This is a genomic window from Leeuwenhoekiella palythoae (assembly GCF_020310025.1).
In the GTDB taxonomy this organism is placed as follows: domain Bacteria; phylum Bacteroidota; class Bacteroidia; order Flavobacteriales; family Flavobacteriaceae; genus Leeuwenhoekiella; species Leeuwenhoekiella palythoae.
Map to the genome: position 1 here is coordinate 965,176 of NZ_CP084318.1, position 18,933 is coordinate 984,108.

At 42.3% G+C, this 18,933-nt stretch carries 21 protein-coding genes; 15 read left to right on the forward strand and 6 right to left on the reverse strand.

Annotation, left to right across the window (positions count from 1 at the left end; all coding sequences use genetic code 11):
* The first annotated feature begins 54 nt into the window (after positions 1–54).
* The 3 genes from kynU to LDL79_RS03980 are packed head-to-tail and all read left to right on the forward strand — an operon-like array spanning position 55 to position 3,441.
* Positions 55–1,344 (forward strand): kynureninase, encoded by a 1,290-nt coding sequence (kynU, locus tag LDL79_RS03970; protein WP_225599244.1) that lies wholly within the window; start codon positions 55–57, stop codon positions 1,342–1,344.
* A gap of 41 nt (positions 1,345–1,385) precedes the next feature.
* Complete coding sequence (locus LDL79_RS03975; protein WP_225599245.1) at positions 1,386–2,798, forward strand: FAD-dependent oxidoreductase; 1,413 nt, start codon at positions 1,386–1,388, stop codon at positions 2,796–2,798.
* A 1-nt stretch (position 2,799) separates the two neighbouring features.
* A complete protein-coding gene (locus tag LDL79_RS03980; protein WP_225599246.1) occupies positions 2,800–3,441 on the forward strand; it encodes an O-methyltransferase in 642 nt (213 codons plus the stop codon).
* A gap of 349 nt (positions 3,442–3,790) precedes the next feature.
* Here LDL79_RS03980 and LDL79_RS03985 read toward each other — a convergent pair whose 3' ends face one another.
* The 4 genes from LDL79_RS03985 to LDL79_RS04000 all read right to left on the reverse strand — a co-directional run bounded on the left by LDL79_RS03985 (position 3,791) and on the right by LDL79_RS04000 (position 7,965).
* Positions 3,791–4,069 carry a Sec-independent protein translocase subunit TatA/TatB gene (locus LDL79_RS03985; protein WP_009781325.1) on the reverse strand — a complete coding sequence of 93 codons (279 nt, stop codon included), beginning with the start codon at positions 4,067–4,069 and terminating at the stop codon, positions 3,791–3,793.
* 81 nt (positions 4,070–4,150) lie between these two features.
* The gene (locus LDL79_RS03990; RefSeq protein ID WP_225599247.1) at positions 4,151–6,451 is read right to left on the reverse strand and encodes a M1 family metallopeptidase; all 2,301 of its coding nucleotides are present in this window, start codon (positions 6,449–6,451) and stop codon (positions 4,151–4,153) included.
* 67 nt (positions 6,452–6,518) lie between these two features.
* Positions 6,519–7,019, reverse strand: a complete 501-nt coding sequence (locus LDL79_RS03995) for a DUF6702 family protein (RefSeq protein WP_225599248.1) — start codon at positions 7,017–7,019, stop codon at positions 6,519–6,521.
* Between the two features lie 73 nt (positions 7,020–7,092).
* The gene (locus LDL79_RS04000) at positions 7,093–7,965 is read right to left on the reverse strand and encodes a hypothetical protein (RefSeq protein ID WP_225599249.1); all 873 of its coding nucleotides are present in this window, start codon (positions 7,963–7,965) and stop codon (positions 7,093–7,095) included.
* 395 nt (positions 7,966–8,360) lie between these two features.
* Between LDL79_RS04000 and LDL79_RS04005 the strand changes: the two genes are divergently transcribed.
* Complete coding sequence (locus tag LDL79_RS04005; RefSeq protein WP_225599250.1) at positions 8,361–8,684, forward strand: hypothetical protein; 324 nt, start codon at positions 8,361–8,363, stop codon at positions 8,682–8,684.
* Positions 8,685–8,798: 114 nt separating this feature from the next.
* On the opposite strand, the gene LDL79_RS04010 is transcribed toward LDL79_RS04005, so the two are convergent.
* Positions 8,799–9,566: a peptidase associated/transthyretin-like domain-containing protein gene (locus LDL79_RS04010; RefSeq protein ID WP_072983521.1), complete on the reverse strand. Its 768-nt coding sequence runs from the start codon at positions 9,564–9,566 to the stop codon at positions 8,799–8,801.
* A 123-nt stretch (positions 9,567–9,689) separates the two neighbouring features.
* On the opposite strand from LDL79_RS04010, the gene pepE reads away from it, so the two are divergent.
* The gene (gene pepE / locus LDL79_RS04015; RefSeq protein ID WP_225599251.1) at positions 9,690–10,394 is read left to right on the forward strand and encodes a dipeptidase PepE; all 705 of its coding nucleotides are present in this window, start codon (positions 9,690–9,692) and stop codon (positions 10,392–10,394) included.
* Here the strand turns inward: pepE and LDL79_RS04020 are convergent.
* Positions 10,391–10,819: a GNAT family N-acetyltransferase gene (locus LDL79_RS04020; protein ID WP_225599253.1), complete on the reverse strand. Its 429-nt coding sequence runs from the start codon at positions 10,817–10,819 to the stop codon at positions 10,391–10,393. The two genes, pepE and LDL79_RS04020, sit on opposite strands and share 4 nt — an antisense overlap.
* Before the next feature lie 163 nt (positions 10,820–10,982).
* On the opposite strand from LDL79_RS04020, the gene LDL79_RS04025 reads away from it, so the two are divergent.
* The 10 genes from LDL79_RS04025 to LDL79_RS04070 all read left to right on the forward strand — a co-directional run bounded on the left by LDL79_RS04025 (position 10,983) and on the right by LDL79_RS04070 (position 18,930).
* Complete coding sequence (locus LDL79_RS04025; protein ID WP_072983515.1) at positions 10,983–11,270, forward strand: GNAT family N-acetyltransferase; 288 nt, start codon at positions 10,983–10,985, stop codon at positions 11,268–11,270.
* Between the two features lie 3 nt (positions 11,271–11,273).
* A complete protein-coding gene (locus LDL79_RS04030) occupies positions 11,274–11,735 on the forward strand; it encodes a GNAT family N-acetyltransferase (RefSeq protein ID WP_225599254.1) in 462 nt (153 codons plus the stop codon).
* Complete coding sequence (locus tag LDL79_RS04035; RefSeq protein ID WP_225599255.1) at positions 11,732–12,466, forward strand: M15 family metallopeptidase; 735 nt, start codon at positions 11,732–11,734, stop codon at positions 12,464–12,466. The genes LDL79_RS04030 and LDL79_RS04035 overlap by 4 nt, the downstream gene beginning before the upstream one ends.
* Positions 12,467–12,478: 12 nt before the next feature.
* Positions 12,479–13,243 carry a M48 family metalloprotease gene (locus LDL79_RS04040; protein WP_225599256.1) on the forward strand — a complete coding sequence of 255 codons (765 nt, stop codon included), beginning with the start codon at positions 12,479–12,481 and terminating at the stop codon, positions 13,241–13,243.
* A 122-nt stretch (positions 13,244–13,365) separates the two neighbouring features.
* A complete protein-coding gene (gpmI, locus tag LDL79_RS04045; RefSeq protein WP_225599258.1) occupies positions 13,366–14,883 on the forward strand; it encodes a 2,3-bisphosphoglycerate-independent phosphoglycerate mutase in 1,518 nt (505 codons plus the stop codon).
* Positions 14,884–14,895: 12 nt separating this feature from the next.
* Entirely contained in the window at positions 14,896–15,483 is a 588-nt protein-coding gene (locus tag LDL79_RS04050; protein WP_225599259.1) for a thioredoxin family protein, read from the forward strand.
* A gap of 109 nt (positions 15,484–15,592) precedes the next feature.
* Positions 15,593–16,165 (forward strand): Crp/Fnr family transcriptional regulator, encoded by a 573-nt coding sequence (locus LDL79_RS04055; RefSeq protein WP_225599260.1) that lies wholly within the window; start codon positions 15,593–15,595, stop codon positions 16,163–16,165.
* Positions 16,166–16,233: 68 nt separating this feature from the next.
* The gene (locus LDL79_RS04060) at positions 16,234–17,304 is read left to right on the forward strand and encodes an SDR family oxidoreductase (RefSeq protein WP_225599262.1); all 1,071 of its coding nucleotides are present in this window, start codon (positions 16,234–16,236) and stop codon (positions 17,302–17,304) included.
* 276 nt (positions 17,305–17,580) lie between these two features.
* Entirely contained in the window at positions 17,581–17,799 is a 219-nt protein-coding gene (locus LDL79_RS04065; protein ID WP_225599263.1) for a hypothetical protein, read from the forward strand.
* 324 nt (positions 17,800–18,123) lie between these two features.
* Positions 18,124–18,930, forward strand: a complete 807-nt coding sequence (locus LDL79_RS04070) for an RluA family pseudouridine synthase (RefSeq protein ID WP_225599265.1) — start codon at positions 18,124–18,126, stop codon at positions 18,928–18,930.
* Positions 18,931–18,933 lie beyond the last annotated feature (3 nt).

Consider the following 18,933-nt stretch of genomic DNA (forward strand, 5'->3'; position numbering starts at 1 on the left):
GAATAGCAAACCTAAGTTTGTCGCTCGTGAGCCGATGTGTTATTTTTACCATCTATGTCAGAACAAACAAGCACCCTTTATAAAAACACCTTAGCCTTTGCTAAACAAGCAGATGCAGACGATACACTTGCTAAATTTCGCGATGAATTCAACTTCCCGAAAGACGAAGCAGGCAATAATTTAATTTACCTCTGCGGAAACTCGCTAGGACTTCAACCCAAAAAAGCCAAAGAATATGTAGCTCAAGAGCTCAGCAATTGGGCAGAACTTGCCGTTGAAGGTCATTTTAAAGCTAAAATTCCTTGGACGACGTATCACGAAGTGATGACCAAGTCCATGGCTGATATCGTAGGTGCAAAACCCGGCGAAGTGGTGTTGATGAACACACTTTCTACCAACCTGCACCTGATGATGGTGTCCTTTTACCGGCCTACTGCAAAGCGCTATAAGATCTTGATCGAGAGCGACGCTTTCCCATCAGATAGTTATGCGGTAAAATCTCAGATCAAAGAAAAAGGTTATAATCCAGATGATGCGCTTTTGCTTTGGCAACCGCGTGAGGGAGAGCATCTTAACCGCTTTGAGGATCTGGAAGCGCTAATGGCAGAACACGGTGAAGAAATTGCCCTAGTAATGATCGGAAATTCTAATTATTACACCGGTCAAAAATACCCTATAAAAGAAATCACCCAGCTAGGACACCGATATGGTTGTAAAGTAGGCTTTGATCTTGCGCACGGAGTGGGAAATATTGATGCAGATTTGCACGATAATGGCCCCGACTTTGCCGTATGGTGCACTTATAAATATTTAAACAGTGGCCCCGGAGCCATTGGAGGTTGCTTTGTACATGAGCGTCACGCTGATGATAAAGATATCCCTCGCTTTACAGGCTGGTGGGGCCATAAAATGGACAGCCGTTTTAATATGCGCGTCGATTTTGATCCTATTTCGGGGGCAGAAGGCTGGCAACTGAGCAATCCGCCAATTTTGTCAATGGCACCTATTCGTGCGTCGCTAGAGCTTTTTGCGGAAGCCGGATTTCAAAATATTCGCGCCAAATCTAAAAAGCTTACCGGATATCTGGAATTTCTCATCAACCAACTTGATGATGATCGCATAGCTATTCTTACCCCTAAAAATGCAGAAGAACGCGGGTGCCAACTTTCTATTCAAGTTAAAAACGCAGACCGCAGCATGCACGATGGCTTTATGCAAGCAGGCATCATTTGCGATTGGCGTGAGCCTGATGTTATACGTGTGGCTCCAGCCCCATTGTACAACAGTTATGAAGATGTGTATGAAATGACACAACGCCTAAAAGAGCTATTAGCAACCTTATAACCATTTAAGATCCTCGAGGATTTTCAACTAACAAACCACTTTTGAAAACGCAAGAACAAGAACATATTTTAATCATTGGCGCCGGGCTTTGCGGTTCGCTTTTAGCATTGCGCATGGCGCAACGCGGATATAAAGTCACACTGATGGAAAAGCGCCCTGATTTACGTAAAGAAATCGTAGATAGCGGCAGATCTATCAATTTAGCTTTTTCAGATCGAGGAATGAAAGGCCTTCGCCTGGCCGGACTTGAAGATAAAGTCTTACCGCTGTGTATCCCAATGAATGGGCGTATGATTCACAACGCCGAAGGTGAACTTTTTATGAGTCCGTATAGCGGTAGAAATGAATATATCAATTCTATTTCCCGGGAAGACCTCAACATCATGTTGCTTGACGAATGTGATAAGATGCCTGCCATAAAAATGCAATTCAATCAAAAATGTACAGGCGTAAATATCGAAACTGCACAGGCGACTTTTGAAGATCACAAAACAGGTGAAACCACAACCTATCAAGCCGATGTAGTAATGGGAGCTGATGGTGTGGGCTCTGCCCTGCGTAAAAGTATGCTGGAGCACCGCAAGTTTTTATTTAGCTACGGGCAGGATTTCTTAACCCATGGTTATAAAGAATTGAGCTTTCCTCCTAAAGCAGATGGCGAATTTTTAGTAGAAAAAAACGCCTTACACATCTGGCCCCGAGGAAAAGATATGATGATTGCCTTACCCAACCTCGACGGAAGTTTTACCGTCACCCTATTTCTTTCTTGGGAAGAAGGTAAAGACAGCTTTGACAGCTTAAATACAGATGAAGCCGTACTTGACTATTTTAAACGCGAGTATCCAGATGCACTCGCTCTGATGCCTGATCTTCTCACAGAGTTTAAAGAAAATCCTACCTCACCTTTAGGCACCATTAAATGTTCTCCTTGGCACGCCTACGGCAAGGTATTGTTATTGGGAGATGCTGCGCACGGAATTGTACCCTTTTATGGCCAAGGAATGAATTCTGCTTTTGAAGATATTTATGTATTGGATCAATATTTAGACCAGTATGCAGGCGATTGGAAGGCTGTTTTTAAAGCCTATCAAGAAGAGCGTAAAGAAGATACTGATGCCATTGCAGACCTTGCGGTAGACAATTTTCACGAAATGAAAGCACATACCGCCCGTCCTATTTTTCAGGAAAAGAGAAAACTAGAAATAGCCTTTGAAGAAGCGTTTCCTACTGAATATTTTTCAAAATATGCGCTGGTCACCTTTAGAGAAGATCTACGCTATTCTGAAGCGATGCGCCGCGGTCGTGTGCAAGACAAAGCCATCTTAAATCTTATCTACGACGGAAAATTCATCAAAGATATGAGCCTGCGCACCAAGCTTGACCTAATGAAGCAGGAAACCCGAAAAATGTTACATGACGAGGAGGTTTTAGAAGGCCTTGAAAGCGAAGATTAATATGCATTTTATCTCTGAAGATCTTGACGACTATGCCGTAGCCCACTCTGAAAAAGAACCGGAGTTGTTACGCAAGCTTACCCGCGAAACCTACCAGAAAGTAGTTCAGCCCAGAATGCTAAGTGGTCATTATCAAGGGCGCATTTTAAGTATGATCGCAAAACTTGCTAACCCTAAAGTCATTCTTGAAGTGGGCACCTATACAGGGTATTCTGCGCTTTGTTTAGCAGAAGGCTTACAACCAGACGGTATTTTGCACACCATTGATGTCAATGAAGAATTAGTAGATCTTCAAAAAAAATACTTTGATGCTTCGGCATATGCCAAAAATATAAAACAACATTTAGGGCCGGCTCTTGACATCATCCCAAAGATCGAAGAAGACTTTGACCTTATTTTTATGGATGCTGATAAGCCCAATTATCCGGCTTATTTTGATCTTATTATTGACCGCCTCAGACCTGGCGGACTCCTTCTATCTGATAACGTGTTATGGAGTGGTAAAGTGGTAGAACCGCTCAATCCAAAAGACACCTCCACAAAGGCGCTCTTAGAATACAATCGGCTACTTGCTGAAGATGATCGACTAGAGACGGTTTTACTTACCATTAGAGATGGCCTGACTATAAGCCGTAAAAGATAAAAGTAGCTCGTAGTGCCGAAGAACTTTTAAACTGTTCGTACCATTGGCTCTCAAACAAAAATCCCGACTCCATTTTGAAGTCGGGATTCCTAATTAACACTTAGAATAAATACAATCATTGAACTAAAATGCTATAAAGAATGAAGGCTTTTAAAGCATTTTAGGTTAAAACCACAGATTTGTAATTTCTTGTTTAAGATATTACTTAATTATCATTTTAGAGGTGAAATTAATTATAAAGTAATAAAATTTAACAAGGCATGCTTCGGGGTTATCTGTGCAATAAAAAAGCCTTTGAACGCTAGGAGGCTCAAAGGCTTAAAATTGTATTTAAAATAGCTTTTCAGTATTAGAATTTCCGTTTTACGGAACCTGTAATTTCTTCGATATTCTTCTTAGCGTCATCAATTTCCTTCTTCATATCCTTTGCGATATCTGTATTGATGCCTTGTTTATCTGCACTTTTAGTGATTTCAGATTTGATGTCTTCGGTAGCATTCTTTAAAGTGCGCATACCCTTACCTAAACCTCTGGCAATATCAGGCACTTTATCAGCTCCAAAAACCATTATCACAATAAAAATCACAAAAGCAATCTCGCCTCCGCTAATAAAAAGTGGTATACTCATAACACTGCAAATATATAGGAAAAATAAAAGCCGATGTAAGAAACATCGGCTTTTAATATACTAAATATGTCTTAAAGAGGCTTAGTCTTCTGTACCTTCTTTAAAGCTATCAAACTCACTTTCTTGAGCCTGTTTTGGCCAGCTGTTGTTGCTTACATCAACATCAGCAGTCTCTAGATCCGGATCTAAAAGTACACCGGTAAGCTCTTTATCAGTAGCTAAAACTTTAGTTACCTCAGCGTCATTCATACGCCATACCTGTACCGGATAGGTAACTTTTTCTTTGGTACCATCTGCATAGCTATACTCTACAATAATAGGCATTGGGATACCGCCCGGCTTGTTGAATTTAATCGCGTAAAAATGCTTTGGCGCTTTTAGTTTTGCACGCTCGGCAGCACTAAAGTTGTCCATCAAGAATTCTTGTAGGTTTGGTGCATTTTCTAAACTTGATTTACTCTTCATCGCAGGATCATAATCTTCACCATCCTCCTCGACTACATAAACAAGATCTCTACCTGCAGGATCAACACCGTAACGCTCCATTAAAGCTTTTCCTGCTTGGGTAGGTTTATCGGTCAAGTAATATGATTTTACTTCTTCTACGCCCATATCTACATTTTCTGTAGTATAGAACCAACCTCTCCAGTACCAATCTAAATCAATTGCAGAAGCATCTTCCATAGTACGGAAGAAGTCTTCAGGAGTTGGGTGTTTAAACATCCAGCGCTGCGCGTATGTTTTGAATGAATAATCAAAAAGCTCACGGCCCATAACAGTCTCTCTCAAGATGTTCAAAGCAGTTGCAGGCTTTCCGTAGGCATTGTTTCCTAACTGATAAACATTCTCAGGATTAGACATTATAGGAGCGATAAAATCTTGATTTCCTCCCATATATCCGGTGATTGCTGAAGGAGCACCACGACGTGAAGGATATTTTGCATTAGGAGCAATAGCTTCCGGGTAATTTTCACCAAAATCCTGCTCTGCTACGTATTGTACAAAGGTGTTGATTCCTTCATCCATCCATCCCCATTGACGCTCGTCACTGTTTACGATCATTGGGAAAAAGTTGTGTCCAACCTCGTGAATAATTACACTGATCATTCCAAATTTAGTACGGTCACTATAGCTTCCATCTTCATTAGGACGACCATAGTTCCAGCAGATCATTGGGTATTCCATACCTTGATTCTTACCGTGAACAGAGATCGCTTTAGGATAAGGGTAATCAAAAGTCATTCTTGAGTACGACTCTAAAGTCTGCACAACTGCTTTAGTTGAATATTCTTCCCAAAGCGGATTTCCTTCTTTAGGATAGATCGAGATCGCCATCACGTCTCCTTTTGGAAACTTAACCGCTTGAGCATCCATGATGTATTTACGAGAAGACGTAAAAGCAAAGTCACGCACGTTTTCTGCCTGAAGTTTCCAGGTTTTAGTTTTTGTGCTATGACCTTTTTCAATGTTTTCTGCTTCAGCCTGAGTTCTAATAATTACCGGCTTGTCATAGCTTTTAGTAGCTTGTTCCCAACGCTTATACTCTTCTTTGCTATACACATCTTTACGGTTTACCAAGTTTCCGGTTCCGTCTAGCAAGTGATCTGCCGGCACTGTGATCTCTACATCATAATCTCCAAATGGAAGTGCAAACTCTCCGCTTCCCCAGAATTGGTAGTTTTGCCATCCTTCTACGTCATTGTACACACACATTCTAGGAAAGAACTGTGCGATCACATAGTTTTTATTTCCGTCAGGAAAGCTCTCATATCCTGAACGCGCACGATCTACCGTGTGCTCAGGAATGTTATAATTCCATCGAATGCTAAATTCAAAAGAATCTCCTGAAGCTAAAGGCTCAGGCATTTCTACACGCATCATCGTGTAGTTAATCATATATTTTAATGGCTTACCGTCTTGAGTAACCTCGCTAATGTTGAAGCCACCATCAAAAGGCTCTTGCATATATTCTGAAACAATCCCGGCAGGCTGTGCTACAGGAGACATCCCACTACCGTTGCGCTCACGAGCAGGTGAATCTTTTTTACGAATATTTTGATCTAGCTGAACCCATAAGTATTCTAATTGATCTGGGCTGTTGTTTTGATAGGTAATGGTCTCATAACCGCTTATCGTCTGATTTTCATCATTAAGGGTTATTTTCATTTCGTAATCTGCCTCATTTTGGTAGTAAGCAGGACCGGGTGCTCCAGAGGCAGTACGGTATTGATTAGGAGTCGCAAACTCATTATAAAGTTGTCTAAACTTGTTTGTGTTTGTGTGACCTGCTTGTTTTTCTTTAGGTGCTTGTTCCTCCTGCGCAACTGCTGTTGCCCCAACCAGAAGTAGCACGGCAAAAAACGTGTGCTTTAGTTGTTTCATAAAAATGTAATCTATTTTAAGTGCTTAAGAATTTTATAAAAATAAAGATTAACCTAATCTTAGTAAATTATTCAGAAAAGTTTAACACCGCTTTATCATTATCTCGGGTAAGTAAAAAGCTTTTTTTAGTGGTTCCGGTATTGAGATGCACCACATTTTTTTGATCTTGAAAAAGATCCATCAGTAAGGTGTTTTCTATTGAAATGCTTTTAGGATTTTGAACATCAGTCACTTCAATAAAACAAACTACATAATCCATCTCATCTTTATGTCCTATGTAATTCAACCGGCGTTCTTTTCCGTTGATCTTGACAATAAATTTTTGATTGAAATACCGCTCAATATAGCCATCTAACTTCTTCTGATCGTAGGAAGCATCAACCTTGATCGACTTATCATAACGCTCTTGAAATACCTTTTGAAGATCATCATAAAACACTCGGGTCACCATTTTTAGCGCGTGATCTTTAGCATCGTAATCTGCTTGTGTGACACTAAAATAGTATTTGTGTGCTGCGGCTCCCATTAAGGGCAGCGCCACAAGTAAAAGCAAAATTGTTTTTCTCATAAGTCTTGTAAAAATACGTCTTTTAAAATGCATTGCGGCGCTACCCAATCAAAATGCATTCCACAACTTCAGCCTAATTTTCTAAATCGCTTTGAACCGCTACGCCTTCCTGCTCTTTTGAGCGGATGTATAGTGGGGCTTGTTCCAGTAGCATTTCCATAAGTGCTAGTGGATTATTGCTTGAAGCTATTGCTAAATGCTCTTGCTGATCCATATACACATAATGCACAAAATCGTCAATGTAGCGCGGACCTATACGAAGTCTATAAATGTAGGTGCTGTCTGAAACTAAGTTGCGCGCCTCTTGTACTTTCAGTTCCATATTAGACAATTTTACGATCTTCTTTAGATACGCGGTACGACCACTTATGGCATTGATAACGGCATCTACGGGAATTATCCCGCCTGCCGAATGGGTTGCCGTATATAAACGTCGTTCTTCCTGCGTGCGTACAGGCCCCGTGTAAACCGGTAAACCGGCAGCTGCAGGATCAAAAGGCTTTTCTAATTTAGGCAGATTCATATCATCTCCTAGACGGCCACTGAGATCAGTATCACTAATGTTTACATCTTCGAGTTCGGTTACTTCGGTCTCTAATTTGATCTCTATATAGCGCCGCTCAAAGATTTGAGGTGTGATCACGATCTCTTGATGTTTAAACTGTAAAGCTGAAATGTAGAGGGTATCGTTTTGACGCACCGGTATTGTAAAATTTCCGCTCTGCGTAGTGATGGTTCCCTTTTGTAAGGTAAGATTTAGAATATGTAGGTACTCGTGCTCAATAGAGTCATTGATCACGCGCCCTTCTAGCATTTGCACTTCTTGAGCCTGAATGCAAAACGTACAAACAAAAAAACTCAAGATGCACAGTTGCACTTTAAAGTGAACTGCGCCACCCAAAATTGAACCTAAACTATTAGAAGGAAACGGAATATTGTTATTCATTTATAAGAATTGCTTCTGACCTAAATACGCAGAAAAATAATTTTAGTTGCAAAGGCCGCTGTAATTCACCTCAAGGTATTTTTTGAACTCTGGGTACAACAGAACATTTAGAACCTCCTTGTTTGTCAACCAAAAGTAAAACCTGTTACAAATCGCAAACCTAAAAAATATATTCTACTGAAAATAAGCGACTTAAAACCTCAACAAAACTAAATCGATTAAACTCAACACGCAATAACGGTACAACTAACATTTAAAATACTACTAATCAGACATTTAAACCATTCATCGATAGCAAAAAACCATTCATCGACAGAAGCAGGCAGCTCACGGTGAAAACGATATCGTAATCTCATAACAAACCTACATTTGTAAAGAATTTAAACGGTTTAGTTATGAAGACTTTTTTACCCCTTGCCTTTTTATTTTGTTCAATGATTGGGTTTGCTCAAAACTCTAAATCAATAACTACGACTCCAGAACGAGTTGCACAAGAAGTATCGCAACAAAGCGATCAAACTAATGAAGAGAAAATTAAAAGTACTGCGGATAAAACCACGGCGATGCAACACACGTACAGTGCCCCTAACTGCTCACGTGGTTTTTACGCAACCCCTATAAAACAACAAAGCAAAAAGGCCATTTTGCCTGAGCAAAAAAGAGCCTTAGATTCTCTAAAACACAGCCCATATTTGGCCTATGCAACTAGAGGATTTTAACGCGTCTTTCACCCCTAAAATAAATAGTGTTAGTTTGATTTTTGGTTAGTTAATTCGAAAAAGCAGTCTTGTTGTTGGGGCTGCTTTTTTACATGAAGCACATTAAGTTTCCGCTTATTTGCTTGCAGCCAATTCTTTTTTAAAGTCTTCCCGCTTATCTATCAAAAACTGAATTAGGGCAAGTTCGTTCCCTTGCTCAAGCATTTCTTTAGTTAGTCCATTGGCGGCTACATAATCCATATACAGGCCTATGTGTTCTTTTTTGATATCCAGATTATTCTGAAAAAATGTATTGGAATACATTTCAGCAAGTTCATCTTCTGCAGCTTCCTCCTCTTCCCCATCAGACTTTTGAAATATTGCTTTAAAGATATTTACAAAGTTGAGGCCATACCGCCAGCGTTGATCATCTATCGCAATATTATCGGCCGGAGAGTTCTTGTCATACTGGCTATCTTCAATACGAATGTCGCTTCCGTCAAAAGGCACAGGGTCTACTGTGCGCACCCGGTTTACATCGGCTACAATATCTCCGGTAAGATCATAAGGCGTTACGATAATTTCGTCTAGCACATTTACCGTCTCTCTCAGCGTCACATTCATTTGTTTACTGCTTACCACGCCCTGGTCAACCACAACAGTTATTGGCGCAAATTGAACCGACTGGATCACGACTTCATCGTTACGCGCTACGGCAATATCAAAAGTCCCTTCTTCTGAGGTTATGGTTCCGCGTTGCGCGGTTTTATTATACACTACAATTCCTGCTACATCATCTCCGGCAGGAACAATAATTTGCCCGTCGATCATAACCCGGGCAACTTGCGCCTGTAATGAAAAACCTATACTTAAGCATAACAATAGTGTAGTAACCAGCTTCATGATATCACGTTTAAAATTCTACTATGAAGTAACGACATGTATTTTAAACTACCCGATAATTGCGCGTAAATTTTTGTTAAATACCTTCTGGCACGTACCTTTGAAAAACAAAACCTAAACCCTTTGAAAAACTTAATTCTTGCCAGCACCTCCACCGTTCACGGAGGCAGTTACTTAGATTATTTAAAACCTCAGCTTAGCGAACATTTTAAGGCAGCCAAGCGCATTATTTTTATTCCGTATGCGCGTCCCGGTGGAATTTCGCACGAATTGTACACTGCCAAAGCTCAGGAGTTTTTTAAACAATTGAATATTGAAGTGGTAGGCCTGCATCAATTTAAAGATCCGGCGGAAGCGCTTAAAAAAGCTGAAGGTGTTTTTACTGGTGGCGGCAACACGTTTTTACTGGTCAAGCAATTGTACGAGTATAAAGTTCTTGAAGTTTTACGCGACCGTTTGTATGAAAACATGCCGTACTTAGGCACCAGTGCAGGAACCAATATTGCAGGAGTAAGTATGCAAACCACAAACGATATGCCTATCGTTTACCCTCCTAGCTTTAAAACGCTGGGTGCGGTTCCTTTTAATATCAATCCGCATTATCTGGATCCCGTAGAAGGCAGTACGCATATGGGCGAAACCCGAGAAACCCGTATTAAAGAATTTCATCAATTTAATCAGCTTCCCGTTGTAGGATTACGGGAAGGCAGCTGGATTGAAGTTAAAAAACGCGTATACACCTTACGCGGTCCGCACAGCGCACGAATTTTTGAAGCTGATAAGGCTCCGTACGAATTGCCTACAGATTCTGAAATTACCGTAAACTAAAGCTTCTTTAAAAAGTGATAGCCTTTGATCACATAGTTTTCATTCATATAAAACTTGTGACTGGGAAAGTTATGCACATACGTATTTAACTCTGAAGTTTCACAGCCTTCCGCCCGCGCGTAGTCGTAGATCCATTGAAAAACCTGTTTTCCTAAACCTCGATTACGGAATTCAGGTTTGATATACACGTGATCTACCTCGCAGGTTTTTCCGGCATAATGCCGTACGGCAAACCATAAACCAAAAACACCGGCGAGTTCGCCTTCAATATAAATACCGCGACATTGATACCGGTGCTCAAACATTTCGGTAAAACGTGCTTTTAATAGGTTTTCTTCCACGGTGTGCTCCATCAATTCCTGAACCAGTGGTAAAAAGGTGTTAATGTCTTCTTTATACAAACGGGTGACCGTAATTTTGGACATAATTGCTATTTTTAAATGTATATCCTTTCAGTTGTATTAGAAAGGAACTAAACGCGCTCAAGGCAAGACCTAGAGGTGTTTGTTAGAAACAAAATTTCAATTCAGCGGCTGGCCTCGGAGTATTAAACCCTTTGGCGGCGCCAATAAAAAACACGCAAAAGTAATGGATTATACAATTCAACATAGAGAAAATGACAAACGAGGGATGTTCTGGATAGAAGGTGAACACGGAAAAATCTCTGAACTCACCTATACCGTTCAGGATGAAAACACCATCATTGTAGACCATACCGAGACAAAAATGGAACACGAACATCAAGGTTACGCGAGTAAACTCCTGGATCATACGGTTGCATGGGCACGTTCAAAAAACATCAAAATAGAGCCACTTTGTCCTTTTGCCGAAGTTAAATTTGATGAGAAACCTGAGTACGCAGACGTGCGTGCTTAATTTATGCAAGGCGTTTTGAAAACAAATCCGTTTACCATTCACGAGATCACTTCGGCAGAAACCTATGCGGTACGCCACCCGGTACTACGCGCAGGCAGACCTATAGAAACCTGTGCAATGCCCGGTGACGATGCCGAAGATACATTTCACTTAGGACTTTTTGAAGATGAAAAACTCATAGGAGTGGTCACCTTTATGAACGCTACCAAACCGCAATTTAAAGGGAAGCAGTATCAGCTACGCGGGATGGCGGTTCTTGATGGCTATCAAGGTAAAGGCTTAGGAAATCTATTGGTCACTGCCGGTGAAGCACGCCTTAAAGCTGCAGGCTACAAGCTTCTATGGTGTAACGCTCGTATCAAAGCCCTTAACTTTTATACCCGTAAAGGTTTTAAAATTGAAGGCGAACCTTTTGAGATCGCTCCCATAGGCACGCATTACCTGCTTTATAAAAATTTAGAATGAAACGAAGACGCTTTATACAAACCACCGCTCTGACAACTGCCGCACTAAGCAGCTTCCCGAACTGGGCTCTTACTCAAGAGACCTTGAGTACAGACCAACTTATAGGCAAAGGCAATCCTAAGCTTATTGAGAAAAACGGCTACCGCTTGCGCCCTGCCGTGTCTGCAGCGTTTGATAACATGGCAGCGGCTGCGCAACAAGACGGCATTGGTATTCAGGTAGTGTCAAGTTATCGCGATTATGCACATCAAAACCGCATCTGGGAACGTAAATTCAAAAGCTATACCGCTAATGGAATGAGCGACCTTCTTGCGATCAAAAAGATCATCGAGTACAGCACCATCCCCGGGACTTCGCGCCACCATTGGGCAACAGATCTTGACATCATTCAATCAGGAACCGGTGTGACCAGCAATGTATTGGATCCTGACAAATTTCACGGTACTGGTCCGTTTTGTGAACTTAAAGCCTGGCTTGATGAACATGCGGAATCCTTTGGATTTTATGAGGTGTACACCAATGATTATGGTCGTAAAGGCTTCAACTATGAGCCGTGGCATTTTAGCTACGCGCCGCTTTCGGTTGGCTATCTTCAACAGTATAAAAAGTTAGATGTAGCCGAAATCCTTCAGCAGGAACACTTACTGGGAAGTGAAGCTTTTACTTCGGCATTTATCAACCAATACCGTACAGAAAACATTTTAGACATTAACCCCGCTCTTTTGAGCTAAAACCCTCATACTATGAAACTAGGCGGAAGAGCACTCAAGTTATTTTTAGGGGTAGCCATCGTAGCCTTTGGTGTTATCCGGTATTGCGGCAGTCAGGAAGAAAACCCGTATACCGGAAGGACACAAGCCATTAGTCTCTCTACAGAAGAAGAGATCGCTATCGGTTTACAGAATGCTCCCATAATGGCTGAGCAACACGGCGGCTTGTATCCAGATCAGCGCCTTCAAGACCAGGTAGATGCTGTAGGAAAAAAGCTCGTAGACAACACCATCGCTCAGGAAACACCTTATCAATACGAATTTCATTTACTCAGCGACCCCAATACCGTGAATGCTTTTGCGTTACCGGGCGGGCAGATCTTTATCACCTACGCGCTTTATAAACGACTGAACAGCGAAGATCAATTAGCCGGTATTCTAGGACACGAGATCGGTCATGTGGTAGGGCGACATTCGGCGGAGCGTATTGCGCAAAGCGAACTCGCCAATACCGTGGCCACCGGAGCGCAAGTAGGCGCAGATGCTGGAATGCTCGCCAGTCAGTTAGGCCAAACCATCTTGCTTAAAAATGGTCGCGGCGACGAACTGGAAAGTGATGATCTGGGTGTAAAGTTTATGCTTGAGGCCGGTTATGATCCCGAAGCGCTCATCGAGGTGATGCAGATTCTTAAAGAAGCTAGTGGCGGGCAGCGCGTACCGGAATTTCAAAGCAGTCACCCCGATCCTGACAATCGCATTGAAAAAATACGTGCCGCGATTGACAAGTACCGCACTTGAATCCCGAGCATTCCCAGCGACATTGTCCTTTCTAACCCTAGAAAACACCAAAGTTATTAAAACGCAAAGTTTTCGTAATTCGCGTTAAGAGTGATTATCTTTGTAGTACAACTAGAAAAACCATGAATAAGAAAGTCATTTTAATGATCCTCGATGGATGGGGATTTGCACCTAATAAGGACGTTTCTGCAGTAGACCTTGCTGAAACTCCATTTATTGATTCGTTATACACTAAATATCCGCACGCACAATTGCTTACCCACGGCGGTAATGTAGGATTACCTGACGGACAAATGGGAAACAGCGAAGTAGGTCATATGAACCTGGGCGCCGGTCGTATTGTATACCAGGATTTTGCCAAGATCAACAAAGCGCTCAAAGAAGATAAATTACGCGAGCAAAAAGAGCTTAAAGATGCTTTTGCTTACGCGAAAGAAAATAAAAAGCCTATTCACCTCTTAGGCCTGGTTTCAGATGGTGGTGTGCACGCGCACATTGACCACGTTAAAGGACTGATCAAAGCAGCGAACGAAGTAGGTGTTGAAGAAGTTTACGTACACGCATTTACGGATGGTCGTGACGTTGACCCGCAAAGCGGTGCCGGCTTTATCGAAGACCTTGACGGTTATGCCAAAGAGAATGGCGCTAAACTGGCGAGCATCACTGGACGTTACTTTGCGATGGACCGCGATACCCGTTGGGAGCGCGTAAAGAAAGCCTATGACGCTGCGGTAAAAGGAATCGGGACTAAAACTACAGATCCGGTTGCTGCGATCAAACAATCCTATGCAGACGGTACTACCGACGAATTCCTAGAACCTTTGGTGATCACCGAAAATGATGCACCGGTTGCCACGATCATTGAAGGAGATGTGGTTTTATTCTTCAACTACCGTACCGACCGTGGACGCGAATTGACGCGTATGCTTTCTCAGGAAGACTTCCCCGAGCAGGATACCAAGAAACTTGACCTGTACTATGTGACGATGACCAACTACGATCAGACGTTTGAGAACATTCATATTATTTTTGATAAAGACAACCTGACCAATACGATTGGTGAGGTCGTTTCTGCAGCAGGTAAAAAGCAGATCCGTATTGCAGAAACAGAAAAATACCCACACGTGACCTTCTTCTTTTCGGGAGGGCGTGAAAAAGAATTTGAAGGCGAAGCCCGTTTGATCGCAAAATCTCCAGATGTTGCGACTTACGACCTAAAGCCGGAGATGAGCGCCTATGAAGTGCGTGACAAGATCACTGCCGAATTGAAAAAAGAAGAAGTAGACTTTGTTTGCCTCAACTTTGCCAATCCGGATATGGTAGGACACACCGGGGTGATCGAAGCCGCTATTGCTGCCTGCGAAGCGGTAGACAGCTGCGCTAAGGATGTGATCGAGACCGGTCTGGAGCATGGCTACAGCACCATCGTGATCGCCGACCACGGAAACTGCGAAACCATGAAAAACGAAGACGGTTCGCCAAATACCGCACATACGACTAACCCGGTGCCGATCATCGTGGTAGACAACGACATCAAGAGCGTTAAAGACGGTATCTTAGGGAACGTTTCTCCTACCATCTTAGATATGATGGGTGTTAACAAACCAGCAGAAATGGACCAGGAAAGTCTGGTAAGCTAAAACATACAAACTATGAAAACGTATAAAACAGGCCTTTTAGCCCTTGCACTGGGTGCATTGGTAAGCTGCAAGACCAGCACAACCACTACGACCAGCGCTTCTAAAGCTCCCGAGGCTCCCGCAGCACCGGAAGCTCCGGCTAAACCGGCAACGCCACAACAACCGGAAATGCTCACCGGTGAGACCGAGCGTATGGAACTGCAAACCGGTACTTTTGGTTCGTGGTTTAACCCACGCTATGCCGAGTATGACATCGATAAAGACGTGGTGATGCAACTCAAGCCGCTTTTAGAAGATGTAGATGTGATCATTTTTATGGGAACCTGGTGTGGTGATAGTAAACGCGAGACGCCTCGCTTCTACAAGATCTTAGATGCGGCAGGAAAGACACAAGACGTCGAACTCATCACAGTAGATCGCTCTAAAACTACGCCAGAAGGATTGGAAGAAGGCAAAGACATCAAGCGCGTGCCTACTTTGATCTTTAGTAAGAATGGTACAGAATTGGGCCGCATTGTAGAATATCCTATAGAAAGTCTTGAAAAAGATATGCTGAAGATCTTACAAGGTCAACCATACAAACACGCCTACGCCAATTAGGCCTAGCAAAACAAATTTTATTTAAAAGCGACAGTTCTTTAGAAGCTGTCGCTTTTTTTTATTGTTTAGTTTTAAAGTTGAAAAGATTTTAACCCACTATTCCAGAAAAATGTTCCCCACCCTGATCAAACACCTTACAGAAAAAATTGCTTTAAGTGACGAGGCGCAAGCCAAGCTTCCGCAGTTTTTTGAGCATAAAACACTGGCTAAAAAAGAGTTTTTATTGCAAGAAGGTGACTACTGCAAACAACTGACGTTTATAAGCAAAGGGCTCCTCAAGTCCTATACACTCGATGATAAAGGGCAAGGACACATCAGCCTGCTGGCGTGGGAAGGTTGGTGGGTTTCCGACTTTAAAAGTTTTATTTGCGATGAGCCGGCCATTCTTTACATCGATGCTGTAGAAGCCAGCGAAGTCTTGCTCATCACCCACGAGAACTACGAAAAGATGCTTCTTGAAATTCCGGCGATGGAACGGTATTTCAGGATCTTGTATCAAAACAGTCTGGTGACCAAAGACCGCAGGCTCATCAGCTCCAACTCCTACTCTGCCGAAGAAAAATACAGACACTTGCTCAAGCTCTATCCCTTTATCGGGAAGCGTGTGCCGCAACACCTTATCGCCTCTTTTTTGGGCATCACACCCGAGACCTTAAGCCGCATTAAAAAAACGATGCTTTAAGACTCTTGATCTACATCAATGCACAGCCTTCAATGACTGCCTAACTTTGTTTTCCTAAATAAGAAACTATGGAAAATACAGCATTAATCGTTGGAGCAAGTGGTATTTCAGGAAATAACCTTGCACAAGAATTACTTAATCTAAACTGGACGACCTACGGGATCACCCGCAGCTCTGACGTTGACCTTAAAGGACTACACAATATCAAAGCCGACCTTCTGGATAAGGCCGCGTTAGAAACTGCTTTAGCCGAAATTAAACCCACGCACGTATTTTTTACTGCCTGGATGCGCAAGGATACGGAGGCAGAAAACATCAAAGTTAATGCAGCCCTTGTGCGCAATGTGTTAGACGTGCTCGCACCTAAACAGTCGGTTAAACACGTGGCTTTGGTTACCGGCTTAAAGCATTATTTAGGTCCGTTTGACGTCTATGCGCAGGAAGGTTTTTTACCCGAAACTCCGGTACGCACCGAACATCCACGCCTGGCAGTTGATAATTTTTATTATGCTCAGGAAGACGAACTTTTTGCTGCCGCAGAACGGGACGGATTTACATGGAGCGTGCATCGTGCACATACGATGATCGGTCTGGCAGTGGGCAACCTGATGAATATGGGAAGTACCCTTGCAGCCTATGCCACGCTTTGTAAAGAAACCGGAAAACCCTTTACCTGGCCGGGTTCTGAAGCGCAATGGAAAGGCATCTCAGACGTAACCGATGCGCGTTTACTGGCAAAACAATTTGTTTGGGCAGCCACAACGGCGGAAGCCGCAAACCAAGCATTCAATACGGCCAATGGTGATGTTTTTAGATGGGAATGGCTATGGAAAGAAATAGCCGATTATTTTAAAGTAGAGTATAAAGGCTACGCGCCCGGCACTCCCGATCTGGAAACCTTAATGCAAGACGATGCTGCCTTATGGCAACAGATCGCTGAAAAGTATAATCTGGCAGAAACCAACCTCAACCGGGTAGCTTCACCTTGGCATACCGATCTTGATCTGGGGCGACCCATTGAAGTGATGACAGATATGAGTAAATCCCGTAAACTAGGTTTTACCGCCTATCAAGATACTCGAGATTCCTTTTTTGAGCTTTTTGATACACTGAAAGCAAAGCATATAATTCCGGCTTAAAGACATTGACTCCTAAAACTTAAAAGGGGTTTGCCAGATCTGGCAAACCCCTTTTTGTGATTAGTGAATTGGTTGCTTTTGATTCGATAACATAAACAATTGCAATAGACATCGGAAAGAGCTATCACGGAGTCTAGGAGGTTTATGAAGATTTAAGGCATAAAGGATTACCCGGAACACAGTAATCCTTAGCTGCTATATTTCACGTATTAAATACAACAGCTATATATCTTTTTAAAAATCCTATCTTGAGCTATCAATCTTAAAATTCGTACCATGAACAGCTTTTACTTTCTTGCATGCTTATTTTTTACAGTGATCAGTGCTGCCTTTTATTTTGCCACACACCCACATTTTAAGAACATATATGGCAAAAAAGAATGGAACACGTGGACGCGCCGTGTGTTTTACTGGCAGGGCACATTAGCTGTGGGAAGCTTAGGTACCTTTGCCGTACTTTATTTTTTACGTACTGCCGCAGTAGTTTCTTTTTAACCTATAGCACATAAAACAATCAAGAAAAAATTTGAATACAAGATCATCACGGTGAGTGTAGCTCATTTTAGAAAAAAAAACTTTCAAGCGGAAATTGATGAGAAATTTGACCGATGGGTGAAGCCGGTTGGGAATTGATTAAAATGGAACCAATTTCTGAAGGCGGACTCTTCTTTCAAGGTGCCAATACCAAAAAATTCTTAGCCGTTTTTAAGCGAGAAAAAGCCGCATAAGCCTCAGTTTTTTTATAATCTCTTCTTTAAAAAGCAACACATCAGCACTTCCGAAATCCATACCGTCCCGACTCAGGAGAACCCCTTGCGGTTGCAAGAATATGGTGTAGGTATTTTTAAGGCTGCTGCTACCAAATCGGCATTAAAGAAACTGCTGAAGAAAGGCTACATCAAGATTAATGGTGTGCCGGCAAGCACGGCTACCTGGATCAAAGGCGGCGAAGTGCTAACTTTAGAAATTGAACAGCAGCACAAGAACCAGAAAAAACTTAAGTTAGCCTTAGATGTGCTGTATGAAGATGAATTTTTGGCCGTCGTACACAAACCTGCCGGAATTTTAGTCAGTGGTAATAGTTTTAAAACGTTGGCACGCGCGCTTCCACAAAATTTAAACGAAAGTAGCTTAGCTGATGCCTGCACGCCGCAACCGGCACATCGTCTGGATTATGCAACCACCGGTGCTGTTTTAGTAGGTAAAACCCGAGAAAGTATTCGCCAGCTCAATCAGTTTTTTGAGAACAAAGCAATCCGTAAAACCTATTATGCGGTGACTATTGGAGTAATGCCGACTTCAGGAACGATCAATACACCTGTTGATGGCAAAGAAGCCATTTCAACCTATACTGTAGAAGCCTCGGTAGCTTCATCACGTTTTAAACAACTCAACCTCGTGCGTCTGGAGCCCCAAACCGGGCGACGCCATCAACTGCGAAAACATCTCGCCGGAATAGGCCATCCTATTTTAGGCGATCGGGATTATTGCCCCAAAGAACTCTTACTTCAGGGAAAAGGTATGTATCTACACGCGTATAAGCTTCGGTTTACACATCCTGCAACACAAAAGTATTTAGAACTAGTAGACCCGTTTCCGGAGAAATTTTTAAAATTGTTTCCTTAAACA

Bases quoted from the DNA above. Each gene is read 5' to 3' on its own strand.
- kynU (WP_225599244.1), top strand. From the start codon at position 55: ATGTCAGAACAAACAAGCACCCTTTATAAAAACACCTTAGCCTTTGCT.
- LDL79_RS03980 (WP_225599246.1), top strand. From the start codon at position 2,800: ATGCATTTTATCTCTGAAGATCTTGACGACTATGCCGTAGCCCACTCT.
- LDL79_RS03985 (WP_009781325.1), bottom strand. From the start codon at position 4,069: ATGAGTATACCACTTTTTATTAGCGGAGGCGAGATTGCTTTTGTGATT.
- LDL79_RS03990 (WP_225599247.1), bottom strand. From the start codon at position 6,451: ATGAAACAACTAAAGCACACGTTTTTTGCCGTGCTACTTCTGGTTGGG.
- LDL79_RS03995 (WP_225599248.1), bottom strand. From the start codon at position 7,019: ATGAGAAAAACAATTTTGCTTTTACTTGTGGCGCTGCCCTTAATGGGA.
- LDL79_RS04000 (WP_225599249.1), bottom strand. From the start codon at position 7,965: ATGAATAACAATATTCCGTTTCCTTCTAATAGTTTAGGTTCAATTTTG.
- LDL79_RS04005 (WP_225599250.1), top strand. From the start codon at position 8,361: ATGAAGACTTTTTTACCCCTTGCCTTTTTATTTTGTTCAATGATTGGG.
- LDL79_RS04010 (WP_072983521.1), bottom strand. From the start codon at position 9,566: ATGAAGCTGGTTACTACACTATTGTTATGCTTAAGTATAGGTTTTTCA.
- LDL79_RS04020 (WP_225599253.1), bottom strand. From the start codon at position 10,819: ATGTCCAAAATTACGGTCACCCGTTTGTATAAAGAAGACATTAACACC.
- LDL79_RS04025 (WP_072983515.1), top strand. From the start codon at position 10,983: ATGGATTATACAATTCAACATAGAGAAAATGACAAACGAGGGATGTTC.
- LDL79_RS04030 (WP_225599254.1), top strand. From the start codon at position 11,274: ATGCAAGGCGTTTTGAAAACAAATCCGTTTACCATTCACGAGATCACT.
- LDL79_RS04035 (WP_225599255.1), top strand. From the start codon at position 11,732: ATGAAACGAAGACGCTTTATACAAACCACCGCTCTGACAACTGCCGCA.
- LDL79_RS04040 (WP_225599256.1), top strand. From the start codon at position 12,479: ATGAAACTAGGCGGAAGAGCACTCAAGTTATTTTTAGGGGTAGCCATC.
- gpmI (WP_225599258.1), top strand. From the start codon at position 13,366: ATGAATAAGAAAGTCATTTTAATGATCCTCGATGGATGGGGATTTGCA.
- LDL79_RS04050 (WP_225599259.1), top strand. From the start codon at position 14,896: ATGAAAACGTATAAAACAGGCCTTTTAGCCCTTGCACTGGGTGCATTG.
- LDL79_RS04055 (WP_225599260.1), top strand. From the start codon at position 15,593: ATGTTCCCCACCCTGATCAAACACCTTACAGAAAAAATTGCTTTAAGT.
- LDL79_RS04060 (WP_225599262.1), top strand. From the start codon at position 16,234: ATGGAAAATACAGCATTAATCGTTGGAGCAAGTGGTATTTCAGGAAAT.
- LDL79_RS04065 (WP_225599263.1), top strand. From the start codon at position 17,581: ATGAACAGCTTTTACTTTCTTGCATGCTTATTTTTTACAGTGATCAGT.